This window comes from Mesorhizobium sp. RCAM 05099, from assembly GCF_059683685.1.
In genome coordinates this window covers 5271017-5284407 of the sequence record NZ_CM185035.1, presented here as the reverse complement: position 1 = coordinate 5284407, position 13391 = coordinate 5271017, and the positions used below count along the sequence as shown (strand labels likewise).

The window sequence follows — 13391 nt, the reverse complement described above, 5'->3', positions numbered from 1 at the left end:
AGTGACGCAAAGGGTGCTTTTTTGTTTCGCTGCGGGTGAAAAAGCCCGCTCAACAAACAGGAGACAGACCATGACGGATATAACATTGCGTCAGAACATTCTCGATGAGTTGGAATTCGAGCCGAGCATTGACGCTGCCCACATCGGGGTGGCCGTGGAAGAAGGCATCGTCACCCTGACCGGGCATGTTTCTTCCTATTGGGAAAAGACAACCGCCGAAAATGTGGTCAAGAGGGTCAAGGGTGTGAAGGGCCTCGCCGAGGAAATCGAAGTCCGGCTGGTTGGCTTGAAAGGAACCGCTGACGACGAGATCGCCAGGCGCGCGGTCGATGCGATCACCTGGAATGTCTCCATCCCGAGGGACAAGGTGCAGGTCAAGGTACAGGATGGATGGATCACGCTGACGGGGAAACTCGAATGGCAGTACCAGAAGAATGCCGCGGCTGAGGCTGTGCGCGGCCTGGCAGGCGTCGTCGGCGTTGCCAATCAGATCGAAATCACTCCACGAGCCTCGGTATCCGACATCAAGAAGCGCATCGAGAACGCCCTGAAGCGCGATGCGGAAACCGAAGCACAGACGATCCGCGTCAAGGTTCTGGATGGCAAGGTTACCCTTGAAGGCAAGGTCCGGGCGTGGTCCGAGCGCCAGGCAGCCGAGCGTGCCGCCTGGTCCTCGCCGGGCGTCCGCGCGGTGGAAGATCGGATTTCCATAGTCTGATGAGGCCGGCAAGGCTGCGGCGGCTTCCGTGAGTTGCCGCCGCGTCGATGCAGGGCGCCGCGTGGAGGAAGAGGGCGCTCCCTTCGAGTCCACGAGGCGACGAAAATCGTCGCCAATGATGGCGTGGGAGTGCGTTGGACCTCGATCAAACCATGTCAAAGGAGAAATAAAATGATTCTGGCTAATGGCACTATCGTCGTGGTCACCGACGGCGAGAAGCTGCGTCTCTTCCGCAACAAGAGCCCCGAGCCCCGGATCGACCTGGTGGAATTGCCCGAACCGGTGCTGCACTCGGCTAGCACGGGCTCGGGCGGGCGGCATCGCAGTTCAATGGCCAATCCCGACGACTCCCGCTTGCGGGAAGACGACTTTGCCGCCGCCGTGGCTGCCTATCTCAATCGCGAAGCGCTGGCGGAAGCGTTCAAGCATGTGGTGGTGATCGCCGATCCGCGCACGCTGGGCGAGCTGCGCAAGCACTTCCAGGCTTCGCTGAAGGCAAAGCTGGTTGGCGAGCTGGCCAAGGATCTCGCGAAACATCCCATCGAGGCCATCGAGAACACATTGGCGGCGGATTGAGTCCCGTCCCAGGTCATGGACAAGGCCCCGCCGACCTTGACGGACAGGTTGCGACAGCCAGAGACCGCTTGCCACGTTTCTTGATCGGCATCGATCAGGGGACGTCCCAGGGCGTCGGCTAGGTCGCCGCTACGGCTAGAGGAGAGAGAAGTTTGAACCGAGAAAGACGAGAACCTGGCCGGTGATGAGGGGAATTCTCAGCATGGGACCATCCTCGCCGCTATCCTGGATTGGCGATCCCGCGACGTAAGGGTGCCCCTTCAGGATGTCCTTCCAGATCGTCGGGAAATCCGCTCCCTTGTTCCTCATGGCGTTACACGCATTGAGAAGCCTCGCAACGATGTCGGTCATTGAACCTGCATTTTACTTGTCAAGTGATTGATTTCAAATCATATGGAATGAATGCGGCGTTGATGGTTTGATCTGAATCAAATTGTTCGGAGAGGCACCCAATCCCTGCCTTCCTTGCGATAAAGGCGCTTTACGGCCGCCCAGGCGACGCGGTGCGCTATTTCTTCACGCTCTTGGCCTCGGTCGGCATATTCGTCCCAGGCGCTGTTGAAGGCAGCGCGAAAGATCTCCTGGGCATGCAGGGGCAGATGCGTCCTGACAGGCGGTGGAAGATCTTCCTCGGTCGCATAGGGCATTGCTATCCTCATCGCCAAGCCAAACCGACGCCCCAAACCGACGCCCGTGGCTGGAATGTGGCTGACGAACACGCCCCGGCACGTCGGGGGGGCGGACGATCAGCTAGACATGAAGCGACAGAGCCGCGTGTCGTCGAGCAGCGATCGGGTAACGCCGCCGAATACCCATTCCCTGATGCGACTGTGTCCATAGGCGCCTGACACGATCAGGTCGGCGTTGGCTGAGCTCAGGAAGTCGATCAGCTTGTTGCTCTCGTCGTCGGCCTTCAGCACTTCGGTGCGAGCCGTGATGCCATGCGTTCCCAGGAAGGTCGCGACATCCTTTATGCCCGCAGTCGTCCGGTCGCCGGGCTCGGAATCGACCGTGACCACGATCACGTCGTCTGCCATCGCCATCAGCGGCACGGCGTCGGCCACCGCGCGCCTCGCTTCGCGCGTGTCCTTCCAGGCGACCACGATCCTACCTGTCGGCGCGTGCTCCGCGCCGCTTGACGCGATCAGAAGCGGCCTGCCGGCGCGCAGCGCGAGGGTGCCGGGATCGACGGTCCGATAGGAGTCGCCGGAGGACGCCCCCTGAGCCGCACCGGTGATGATGAGATCCGCGATCCTCGATGTCGCGACCAAGGCGCGGTTGGGGTTGTCGAGCGCTTCGCGCCATTCCGTCGCCACCGAACCAGCAACCAGGCTGTCAAACTCGGCATGCAGGTCCTTGAACCGTTTCTGGATGTCATCCCTCAATTGCTGCCAGACCTCGGCGGCTATCGCGGCACCCTCGGGCGCCATTGTGACGGGCAAGGGTGCGTCTGCTGCGCAGAAGCCGATCAGCCGAGCCTCGGAACGCCTGGCAAGATCGATGGCGATCTTGGTGATCGGCGCGATTGGACCGTCTATGTCCACATTCAGCAGAATGGATTTGTAGCTCATCGGCGGCGCTCTTTTCCTGTATCGATTGGATGGACCGAAGCTAGACCGGGCAAGGCGTTGCGTTCTTTGATGCCGATCAAGTGGCCGGCTTCAAGGCATGCTTGACTCGAAATGGATGATCTCTCCATCCACCACGAAGGCTCCATTTCCAACGTGGTGGATGGTCTTTGGCCTTGGCTGTCCCGGATCAACCCACGCCTTCACAACCTCCAGGACGAAAAGATTGTATTTGTTGACCAGCCGGGTATCGACGACGCGGCATTCGAGATTGGCGAAACATTCAGCCACCAAGGGCGCAGCGACATGCTCGGCGGGTAGTGGCGTCAGCCAGATCGTCGCGAACTTGTCCCTGTCGCGGCCTGAGCAGTTGCCGACCTCAACTACTTTTTCCGCCAGCCCGACGGCCGGAATCGCGATCACACACTCCTTCGTGTCGCGCAACGCGGCAAAAGAGAAGTCGCCGCTCGATACGACACAGGCAATTGTCGGGGGTGTGAACTCCACCATGGTGTGCCATGACATTGTCATGACGTTGGCGCGGCCCCTGGCCCGGGTTGTCAGCAGAACAACGGGACCAGGCTCGATCAGCCGGTAGACCTCGGCAAGCGGCAGTTCCTTCATCTTCATAGCTTTCCTCGCATCCCCAAATCAGCAAGCGCAAGGCGGTCGCCACTCGGGCAAACGACCTGTATTCGGCGATATCGTCAGTTCGAAAACAAGCGGTTGACCGAGCCTTGCTTGAGCAGGGAGCGAGTCATGCCTCCAAAGGCCCATTCGCGGACCCGGCTGTGACCGTAGCCGCCAGCGACCACAAGCTCGGCACCCATGCCGCTGGCGAGTTCGATGACGGTTTCGCAAGCGTCCGCATGACCGACGCCCAGCACCTCCGATCTCGCCTTGACGCCATGCCTCATCAGGAACCGGACGACGTCGCCGATACTTTCGCGCGCGTTTCTCTGGTTCTGCTCCTCGACCGTCGCCACCAGTACATCCTGTGCGCCGGTGAGGAGGGGAAGCGCATCGATGACTGCGCGCCGAGCCTCGCGACTATCCTTCCACGCCACCACAACCTTCTTGGGGTCGAGCGGGGCAAGTCCGTCGGCCGCAATCAGCACCGGCCGTCCAGCCGACAGCACCAGCGTTCCTGTATCGACCACCCGGTGGCGGTCACCGGAAACTCCCGAGGCCGGCGCTCCGGTCACGATCAGGTCAGCCGCGCGGGCATGCATCGCGAGCAAGTGTGTCGGATCGCCGATCTCCTCGCGCCAGGAGGCCTCGTCTCCGACAACGGTCAGGAATTCCTCCTTCAGGATCTTCAGGCGATCCTCGATCTCGGTTTGGCGTTGACGCATGATTTCCGCCGCCGCCATGCCGCCATCGTCGCCGGGAACAAATACATAGGAATCGGCCGCGGCAAAACCGATCAGCGTGGCTTCGAAGCGCCGCGCCAACTCCAGCGCATAGGTCGTTCGCGGTGCCGCCGGAGAATCGACATCGAGTTGAACCATGATGGTGTTGAAGATCATTCTTGTGCCCTCCGATGAGATTTGTCCCAGGATCACCGAAGGTGCGATCCTGCGCCTTGATGCGCATCAAAGCCTGCATCTCTTGCAGGTCCGTCAGGGCACATCGTCATCGCTGGTGGCGAGACATCGGACGCCGTCGCCAGGAGAGAACGGTCGACCTGGATGAGAATGCCGGCAGCGCGCCACTGCCGCGCCGAAGTCATCATCGGTCGTCAGTTTCCCGCCTCATCAACGACACTTCGCGCGTTACATCGTCATTTCCGGTTCGAGCGCGCGTTCTTTCGCCGGTTCCGGGATTTCGGTCATGGTTGCTTCGGTCAAGAGCAGAACGCTTGCGACCGAGACGGCGTTCTCAAGCGCGATGCGCACCACCTTGGTCGGGTCGATGATGCCGGCTTCGACGAGGTCGACATACACTTTTTGCCCAGCGTCGAAGCCGAAATTGCCAGTGCCTTCAATCATCTTGGCAATGACAACGCCACCGTCGACCGCGGAATTCTCGGCGATCTGCCGGACCGGTGCTTCAAGTGCGCGCTTGAGGATCTGCACGCCCGTCCGCTCGTCGCCTTCGCAATGCTGCTCCTCGTCGGTCACGGTGGCGATGCAGCGCAACAGGGCAAGCCCGCCGCCTGGCACTATGCCTTCGGCGACCGCGGCCTTGGTGGCGCTGATGGCATCGTCGAGCGCTTCCTTTTTCGACTTCATTTCGGCCTCGGTTGGCGCACCGACCTTTATGACCGCGACGCCACCTGCAAGCTTGGCCAGCCTTTCCTGCAGCTTTTCGCGATCATAGTCGCTGGTCGTGTCGTCGATCTCGCGCCGGATCTGTTCCACCCGCCCCTTGATCGCCTTGGCGTCACCGTTGCCGCCGATGACCGTCGTATTGTCCTTGTCGACGACCACGCGCTTTGCGCGCCCCAACTGCTCCATCGTGACATTTTCCAGTTTGAGCCCGAGATCCTCGGAAATAACCTGGCCGCCGGTCAGGATGGCGATATCCTGCAGCATGGCCTTGCGACGGTCGCCGAAACCGGGAGCCTTGACGGCGCAGTTCTTGAACGTACCCCGGATCTGATTGACGATGAGCGTCGCAAGCGCCTCGCCTTCGACTTCCTCGGCGACAACCAGCAAGGGCGAGCCCGACTTTGCCACGGCTTCCAGCAGCTTGATGAGATCGTTCAGCGAAGCGATCTTTTTTCGACGATGAGCACAACCGCGTCTTCCAGGACCGCTTCCATCTTCTCCGGGTCGGTCACGAAATAGGGCGACAGGAAGCCCCGATCGAACTGCATGCCTTCGACAACCTCCAGAACCGTCTCCGTGGTCTTCGCTTCCTCGACCGTGATGACGCCTTCGCCGCCGACCTTCTCCATCGCCTCGCCGACCAGTTCACCGATGAGCGGGTCGTTGTGCGCGGAGATCGTTGCCACCTGCTCTTTCTCGCGGCGGGTCGAAACCGGTCGGGATATCTGCTTGAGCGTCTCTATGGCCCGTTTTGTTGCACGATCGAGACCACGTTTGATATCGATCGCGCTGGCGCCGGCGACAACGTTGCGCACGCCGTCGGCGAATATCGCATGGGCCAGAATGGTCGACGTGCTGGTGCCGTCCCCGACCATGTCCCCGGTTTTCTCGGCCGCCTGCCTGAGCATCCGCGCGCCAAGGTTCTCCTCGGGATCCTTCAAGTCGAATTCCTTGGCGATGGTCACCCCGTCGTTGCAGACGATGGGGGCGCCCCATTTCTTTTCGATCAGGACCGACTTCGAGCGCGGCCCGAGCGTGACGCGCACGGCGTCGGCGAGTTGGGTCGCGCCACGAAGGATCTTTTCGCGCGCCGCGGAACGAAACAACACTTGCTTGTGAGCCATGATCACCTCCGAACTGCTGTCTGCTTCAACTAACCAGCATACGTTCAGTCGGCTTTGATGCGCATCAATCGGGGTTTCGGATGGCAGCGGCGACGAACGCATCGTGGCATCCAGTTTGCGCGAGCGCAAAGAACCGATGCTTCAAGTCCGGTAGCTTCTCCTCTTCGACATCGGTTGACGGATAGAACATTGACATGTCGACGCGCCGCTTCGGCGCGGCGAATGGTTCTCCCTGCAACGCTAACAAAGCGAAGTGAGACGAAAATGAAATTCCAGATCGAGAAGCAGGAAGTGCTCGAAGAGCGCCCAAGCCTTGTATTCAGCACTGAAGCGGCAAGCGGCGCAAAGGCAGGCAATACGTTGCTGCCCATGCTTGTCGCTGGACTAACCCTGGTTGTCGTGGGTGGCGTGGTCGTGATGGCCTTCGTCTAGAAAGGAAGCTGCTGCTCCGTCCTGACGGTGGATGCATGCATCCCCGTTACGCCGAACTCCAGAGTCGCCATGGGGTCCCGCGGGTGAAAGCCCCGACGCCGACGTCAGCGTGAAGAAGGATCAGGTAATTCTTGCTACTTCAGCAGGCCGACCAGCACGTCGAAAGCCGCGTCGATGTCGGCGCGGACCGCGGCCCGAACCGCCTCCGCATCCCGGTCGCGCAGTGCTGCGAACATCTCCTGATGGTGCTCGTTGGCGGTCGAGTAGTTTCCCGAATCGTGCAGCATGTTGAAATAGGGGCTGATCTGCAGCCAAAGGTTCTCGATGATGTTGAGCATGTTCTCGGAGCCGGCCGCCCGATAGATCGAGAAATGAAAGGCGTAATTGGCCCTGAGATAGGATTTGACGTCTCCGGCGGCATTGGCCTGTTCGAGCGCATCCAGATGCTGGCGCAGCAGCGCCACGCCCTTGTCGTCCATGCGCTCCGCCGCCCATGCGGCCGCGATCGCTTCGATCTCGAACCGGACATTCCTGAGGTCGATGAGGCGCGCTCGGCTTAGTGCCGGAATGCCGATCGATCGGCCCGAAACCACCATCAGCGCGTTGGCGGCCGTCAGGCGCCGCAGCGCTTCCCTGACCGGCATCGGGCTGACGCCAAAAGCGTCGGCAAGGCTTTGAACAGTCACCATCTCGCCCGGCACGATGCTGCCGTCGAGGATCAGTTCGGTGACGTGGCGGTAGACCCTGTCCTGCAAGGTTTCCCGGGACAGGGGCGTGATCTCGACCCCCGGCTTCCTGAACGCCGATCCAGCCATCTCCCGTCAACCTTCCCGCCCAAGGGCGACCCTATCGCCTGTGCCCGGAATGCAAGGTTCGGGATGCCGCGTCAAGCGCCCACGACCGCCGGTTTTGATATTAAGCGATTTCATCATTGATCTTTGATCAAATGATGTTACGGTCGCTGGCGTCGAATGACAAGGGTTACGTTTCGTGCCCTTGGGAGGCATTCGGTCGTTCGGATTGGGAGGAGTTTCATATGGGTATCGGATTGAAAGTCCGGCGGCTCGCGCTGCTGGCCGGCATGGCTGCTTGCGCCTTCGGCCTGTCCGCCGCGGAAGCGGCCGAAAAGCACAAGATCTTTCTCAGCATGAGCTTTATCGGCAATGACTGGCAGGCCGAGGCCGCCAACATGGTCAAGGCGATGGCGTCGCACAAGAGCCTGGCCGACAAGGTCGACCTGCAGGTCCAGGTGGCAGGGCCAAACGCGCAGCGTCAGATCCAGCAGGTCAATGCGATGGTGCAGGCGGGCGCCGAAGCCATCGTGATCTTCCCGATCTCGCCGACCGCGCTCAACCAGGTGGTCAAGAATGCCTGCGACAAGGGCGTCAAGGTTTTTGCCTATGACGCGGAGATCACCGAGCCCTGCGCCTACAACGTGCATATCGACCAGGAGGAAGCGGGCCGGGTGACGGCCGAATGGCTGGTCAAGAAGCTCAACGGCAAGGGCAACATCATCGCGGTGACCGGCGTCCCCGGCACATCGGTCGACGATCTGCGCACCAAGGCCGCCAAGGAAGTCTTCGCCAAGTATCCCGATATCAAGATCGTCGGCGAGGCTGTCGGCATGTGGAGCCAGGCTGTCGCTCGCACCGAACTTTCGAAGATCCTGGCGACGCGCAGCTGGAGCGATATCAACGGGCTGTGGATGCAGGTCGGCTGCTTCACCGCCAACTCCATGCAGCTCGAGGCCGGCAAGAAGACCAGCGAACTGCTGCCTTGCGCTGGTGAAGGCTCCAATGGTGGCCGCATCCAGATGCTGCCGGAGGGGACGGAAGTCGAAGGCGCGGCGTCGCCTTATGCGCCGCTCGGCGCGCCCCGCATTTCCTACGCCTCGCCGCCGTACTCCGGGGCGCTTGCACTCAAGCTCGCCGTCGAGGCGATCGAAGGCAAGGACGTGCCCAAGACCACCATCCTGCCGCTGCCGGTCGTCACCAACGAGACGATCAAGCTGTGCGATGAGGGCACCTGGGCGGAGATGAAGGCCGGCTGCAACGCCTTCAAACCGTCGCTGGTCTCCAACCCCGGCTGGTTCGCTTCGATCTTTTCGGACCAGACACCCGAGATCGGCCTCAGCGCTGCCCTCGTCGGCCAGCCGGAAGACTAAGCCTCCCAAGGCAAATGGCGACGATGCGCGGACATCTTGTCCGTGCATCGTCGATCCGCGCTAATGCATGTCGCCCAGAAGTGCGCAGCCCGGCGATCGAGGACAATGACAGACCACTCCGAGCTTCCCGCCATCGAGATCGACGGCATCAGCAAGGCATTCGGCCCGACCGTCGCGCTGGACGGCGTGTCGTTCCGGATCGCGTCCGGCAGCGTCCATGCGCTGCTGGGTGAAAATGGAGCCGGCAAGTCGACCCTGGTGAAACTGCTGTCCGGACTGGTCCGGCCGAGTGCGGGCCATGTCCATGTCTTCGGCAAGGAGATAGGCTACGGCGCACCGCGCGCCGCGCATGCGCTGGGCGTGCAGACGGCATTCCAGGAGATGACCCTGGTGCGCGATCTCTCCGTCCTTGACAACATGCTGCTGCCCTACGCCCCCGTGGGCATCTCCGGCCTGATCCGGCGCACTGCCGCCCGCAAGGCAGTTCGCCGTCACATCGACGATCTCGGCTTCTCGGTCGATCTCGATGCCGAAGTGAGCGAGCTCGAGCTTTCGGTGCGCCAGAAGATCGAGATCGCGCGTGCCGTCTACCGCAAGCCGCGCATCCTGCTGCTCGATGAACCGACCTCGACGCTCGCCGGCCGCGACGTCGACTGGCTTGGCGACATCATCGCCGGGCTGAAGGCCGCGGGCACGACCATCGTCTTCATCACCCATCGCATGCGCGAGGTCCGCGCCTTTTGCGACACGCTGACGATCCTGAGAAACGGCCGCCACATCGTCACCGCGCCGGTTGCCGCGGTCTCGGACGCCGACGTGATCGAAAAGATCATCGGCCGCAGCATCGAGCAGACCTTTCCGCCCAAGCCCGACAGTGCCCAGGCATTCGGCCCCCCGGTTCTGGGCGTGCGCGACCTCAAGGTCGGCAGCAAGCTCGACGGCGCCCGCTTCGACCTGCGCCGGGGCGAGATCCTCGGCGTTGCCGGACTGCAGGGCATGGGCCAGCAGGACTTGTTCCTGGCCTGCTTCGGCATGGCCGAAATCACCCGCGGCGACATCCTTGTCGACGGTCGCAAGGTCTGGCTCGGTTCGCCCGCCGATGCCTTGCTGCCCAACATGGCGATCGGCCTGGTACCGGAAGACCGCAAATCCGAGGGCCTGTTCCTGAAACTGTCGGGCAGCCAGAACGCCACGCTGCCCGTGGTGTCGCGCTTTACACGCTTCGGCCTTGTCGACATGGAAGCCGAGACCCGCTCCGTCGAGGAGGCATTCGCCACTGTCGAGGTCGACCGCCGTGCGCTGTGGACTCGGGCCGGAGCGTTTTCCGGCGGCAACCAGCAGAAGATCGCCATCGCCAAATGGCTGGTGGCGCAGAGCCGCATCCTGCTTCTGTTCGATCCCACCCGCGGCATCGACGTCGGCACCAAGCACGAGCTCTATGTGATGATGCGCAACTACGTGGCCGCTGGCGGTTCGATCCTGCTGCACTCGACGGAGATTCCCGAACTCGTCCACCAATGCGACCGGGTCCTGGTTCTCTACGACGGGCGCATCGCGGCCGAGCTCGAAGGTGACGCCATCACCGAACCGGCCATCATGCGTCCGGCGCTCGGCCATGCCGGGGAAGCCGCGGCATGAGCAGCTCGGCACTTCCATCCCCTGTTTCCGGTGGCTTCGGGCTGCGCCGCGCGCTGATGCGCAATCGTGGCGCGCTGATCGCCGCCATCGTCCTTGCGATCCTGCTCTTCATCGTCGACTGGATTAGCGCCGGGCCGCTGACCTATTTCGATGTATCGTTCCTGTCGAGCGGCGGCGCGACCTCGGCGCTCGCGGCGATCGGCCAGACGATCGTGATCCTCTCGGGCGGCTTCGATCTGTCCGCCGGCGCGGTGATATCGCTGGTCAATGTCGTGCTGGCGTCGAGCATGGACCCGATGGCACCAGGCGCCAGCATCCTGCTGTGGACGGCAGTCGGCATCGGCGTCGGCATGGCAGTCGGGGCCTTCAACGGCTTCTTCATCGCCGTGCTGCGCATGCAGCCCATCGTGGTGACACTGTCCACCATGTTCATCCTGCAAGGTGTGACGCTGCTGGTGATGGACAAGCCCGGCGGCTTCGTGTCGCCCGATCTCGGCACGTTCTACCTTGGCGACGCGATCACCAACTGGCTGCCGATGCCGCTGGTGGTGCTGGGCGTCGTCCTGCTCGCCTGGTTCTGGCTGAAGGGAACCCGCTTCGGCACGGCGCTTTACGCGGTTGGCAGCGATGCCGATTCGGCTGCTTCCGTCGGCATCAATGTCGTGCTGGTGCGCTTTGCCGTCTATGTCATCGCCGGCGGCTGCTACGGCCTTGCCGGCGTGTTCATCAGCGCCCAGACCGGCAGCGGCGATCCGCTGGTCGGCAATCCGCTGCTGTTGTCGATGTTCGCGGCGGTCGTCGTCGGCGGCACGCGTCTCGGCGGCGGGCAGGGCGGTCCGGTCGGCACGGTCTTCGGCGCCTATATCCTGATGATGGTGGTGAACATCCTGCTGGTGCTCAATGTATCGGCCTACTACTCGACCATAGCCGAAGGCACCATTCTCGTGCTGGCGGCTCTCGCCGGCTCGATCTCGCATGCATCGGTGCTTGCCGTGCAATTGCGCGCCGCGCGTGCCCGGCTTGCCGCCTGGCGCGCCGGCATACTGCCCTCGCAACTCGAGCGCGTGGACCGGCGTCTCAGGATCGCCGGGCCATCGCATCACCAGGGCAGCCCGGCATCGCCGCGCCCTGCCTTCCATCTGCGCAATGCGGAGACGCTGCGCTATGCATTGCCCGCCTATGTGTGCCTGCTCATCATCGTCATCGTCACGCAGATCTGGCTCGGCCGCGCCATCCTCAATCCGGGTTACTGGAATTCGCTGCTCGTGCTGTCGTCCTTCCTCGCCGTCCTGGCGCTCGGGCAAGGAACGGTCATCCTGACCGGCGGCCTTGATCTCTCCGTGCCGTGGACGATCGGCATTTCCGGCATAATCCTGGCCGGCATGGTCAACGGCTCCGATGCGGCGCTCGTCTACGCCTTGCCGGTCGTATTGCTGATGGCCTGCGCCATCGGCTTCGCCAATGGTTTCGGCATCGTCTATCTCGGCATCTCGCCGATCGTCATGACGCTCGCCACCAACGGCATTCTGCAGGGCTGTGCGCTGCTCTATTCGCAGGGAACACCGGCCGGGTTTTCCTCGCCGCTGCTGCGCTGGTTCATGACGGCCAAGCTCGGCTTCGTGACGCCGGTCGTCATGCTGATGGTCGTCTTCGTGGTCGTGGCGGTGCTGCTGCTTGGACGCACGCCGTTCGGACGCCGGGTCTACGGCATCGGCAACGGGCTGCGCGCGGCGCGCTTGTCCGGCATCGGCGTCGAGCGCACGCTGATCCTGGTCTACATGCTGTCGGCCGTCTGCGCGGCGATCGTCGGCATCATGCTGACCGGCTTTTCAGGGCAGGCAAGCCTCGGCATGGGCGACGACTATCTCCTGCCGTCGATCGCCGTGGTGGTGGTTGGCGGTGCGCTGATCACCGGCGGGCGCGGCCACTATCTCGGCATGCTTGGCGGGGTATTGTTGCTGACGGCGCTGCAGATGCTGCTGGCCGGCACCACGCTTCCCTACGCCACAAGGGCAATTCTTTACGGGCTGGTCGTTCTGGGTGCCGTCATGGCGCTGCGCGAACGGCGGCTGCAATGAGAAGGACAGGACCATGAGTGCAAGCGCACCGGCATCTGCGGACGAATTTCTGTGCGGGCTGAAAGGCCAGCGCGTGCTGGTGACAGCGGGCGCTGGCGGCATTGGTTTTGCCATAGCCGACACGCTGTCGCGGCTCGGGGCGCGCATCGTCGTCTGCGACGTTTCCGACGAGGCGCTGGCCGCCGCTCCGGACAAGATCGATCTGGTCGCGGCAATCAAGGCGGATGTCTCGCGCGACGCGGACGTCGACCGGCTGTTCGAGGCCGTGAAGGAAAAGCTCGGCGGGCTCGACGCGCTGATCAACAATGCCGGCATTGCCGGGCCGACAGGCGGTGTCGACGAGATCGATCCGGCCGACTGGCGGCGCTGCATCGACATCTGCCTGACCGGCCAGTTCCTGTGCGCCCGGCGCGCCGTGCCGCTGATCAAGGCGGCGGGCGGCGGCTCGATCGTGTCGATGTCGTCGGCGGCCGGCCGCCACGGCTATGCGTTCCGCACGCCCTATTCGGCGGCCAAGTTCGGCGTCATCGGTTTCACGCAGAGCCTCGCCAAGGAGCTTGGGCCGCACGGCATAAGGGTCAATGCCATCCTGCCCGGCATCATCGAGGGACCGCGCATCGAGGGCGTCATCTCGGCGCGCGCCAAGCAGCTCGGCATCAGTCACGAGGAGATGACCGGGCGCTATCTGCAGAACATCTCGCTGCGCCGCATGACCAGCCCCTATGATGTGGCCTCGATGGTCGCCTTCCTGCTGTCCGATGCCGGGATCAACATTTCCGGCCAGTCGCTCGGCGTCGACGGCAATGTCGAAACACTCTGA

At 62.8% G+C, this 13391-nt stretch carries 13 protein-coding genes and 1 pseudogene; 7 read left to right on the top strand and 7 right to left on the bottom strand.

What is annotated here, in order from left to right; translation table 11 throughout:
• The first annotated feature begins 70 nt into the window (after window positions 1-70).
• Together AC56QQ_RS26160 and AC56QQ_RS26155 are read left to right on the top strand one after the other, a co-directional pair.
• Window positions 71-718, top strand: a complete 648-nt coding sequence (locus AC56QQ_RS26160; RefSeq protein ID WP_497123923.1) for a BON domain-containing protein — start codon at window positions 71-73, stop codon at window positions 716-718.
• A gap of 198 nt (window positions 719-916) precedes the next feature.
• Entirely contained in the window at window positions 917-1294 is a 378-nt protein-coding gene (locus AC56QQ_RS26155) for a host attachment family protein (protein ID WP_497123922.1), read from the top strand.
• A gap of 135 nt (window positions 1295-1429) precedes the next feature.
• Here the strand turns inward: AC56QQ_RS26155 and AC56QQ_RS26150 are convergent, their stop codons facing one another.
• The 6 genes and pseudogenes from AC56QQ_RS26150 to groL form a co-directional block, all read right to left on the bottom strand.
• Window positions 1430-1645 carry a hypothetical protein gene (locus AC56QQ_RS26150; protein WP_489860131.1) on the bottom strand — a complete coding sequence of 72 codons (216 nt, stop codon included), beginning with the start codon at window positions 1643-1645 and terminating at the stop codon, window positions 1430-1432.
• A 77-nt stretch (window positions 1646-1722) separates the two neighbouring features.
• Complete coding sequence (locus AC56QQ_RS26145) at window positions 1723-1941, bottom strand: ChaB family protein (RefSeq protein ID WP_489860132.1); 219 nt, start codon at window positions 1939-1941, stop codon at window positions 1723-1725.
• Between the two features lie 99 nt (window positions 1942-2040).
• Entirely contained in the window at window positions 2041-2865 is an 825-nt protein-coding gene (locus tag AC56QQ_RS26140) for a universal stress protein (RefSeq protein WP_497123921.1), read from the bottom strand.
• 90 nt (window positions 2866-2955) lie between these two features.
• Window positions 2956-3486, bottom strand: a complete 531-nt coding sequence (locus AC56QQ_RS26135; RefSeq protein ID WP_091576939.1) for a flavin reductase family protein — start codon at window positions 3484-3486, stop codon at window positions 2956-2958.
• A gap of 83 nt (window positions 3487-3569) precedes the next feature.
• Window positions 3570-4391, bottom strand: coding sequence for a universal stress protein (locus AC56QQ_RS26130; RefSeq protein ID WP_497123920.1), 822 nt, complete (start codon window positions 4389-4391; stop codon window positions 3570-3572).
• A gap of 246 nt (window positions 4392-4637) precedes the next feature.
• Window positions 4638-6259, bottom strand: a pseudogene (gene groL / locus AC56QQ_RS26125) (chaperonin GroEL).
• 264 nt (window positions 6260-6523) lie between these two features.
• On the opposite strand from groL, the gene AC56QQ_RS26120 reads away from it, so the two are divergent.
• The gene (locus tag AC56QQ_RS26120) at window positions 6524-6691 is read left to right on the top strand and encodes a hypothetical protein (RefSeq protein ID WP_489860135.1); all 168 of its coding nucleotides are present in this window, start codon (window positions 6524-6526) and stop codon (window positions 6689-6691) included.
• Between the two features lie 134 nt (window positions 6692-6825).
• Here the strand turns inward: AC56QQ_RS26120 and AC56QQ_RS26115 are convergent, their stop codons facing one another.
• Window positions 6826-7506 (bottom strand): GntR family transcriptional regulator, encoded by a 681-nt coding sequence (locus tag AC56QQ_RS26115; RefSeq protein ID WP_489860136.1) that lies wholly within the window; start codon window positions 7504-7506, stop codon window positions 6826-6828.
• Window positions 7507-7727: 221 nt separating this feature from the next.
• Between AC56QQ_RS26115 and AC56QQ_RS26110 the strand changes: the two genes are divergently transcribed.
• The 4 genes from AC56QQ_RS26110 to AC56QQ_RS26095 all read left to right on the top strand — a co-directional run bounded on the left by AC56QQ_RS26110 (window position 7728) and on the right by AC56QQ_RS26095 (window position 13391).
• Window positions 7728-8855, top strand: coding sequence for a sugar ABC transporter substrate-binding protein (locus AC56QQ_RS26110; RefSeq protein WP_497123919.1), 1128 nt, complete (start codon window positions 7728-7730; stop codon window positions 8853-8855).
• Window positions 8856-8960: 105 nt separating this feature from the next.
• On the top strand, window positions 8961-10493 hold the full coding sequence (locus AC56QQ_RS26105) for a sugar ABC transporter ATP-binding protein (RefSeq protein WP_497123918.1): 1533 nt from the start codon (window positions 8961-8963) through the stop codon (window positions 10491-10493).
• Window positions 10490-12571 (top strand): ABC transporter permease, encoded by a 2082-nt coding sequence (locus AC56QQ_RS26100; protein ID WP_497123917.1) that lies wholly within the window; start codon window positions 10490-10492, stop codon window positions 12569-12571. The genes AC56QQ_RS26105 and AC56QQ_RS26100 overlap by 4 nt, the downstream gene beginning before the upstream one ends.
• 13 nt (window positions 12572-12584) lie before the next feature.
• Window positions 12585-13391, top strand: a complete 807-nt coding sequence (locus AC56QQ_RS26095; protein WP_497123916.1) for an SDR family oxidoreductase — start codon at window positions 12585-12587, stop codon at window positions 13389-13391.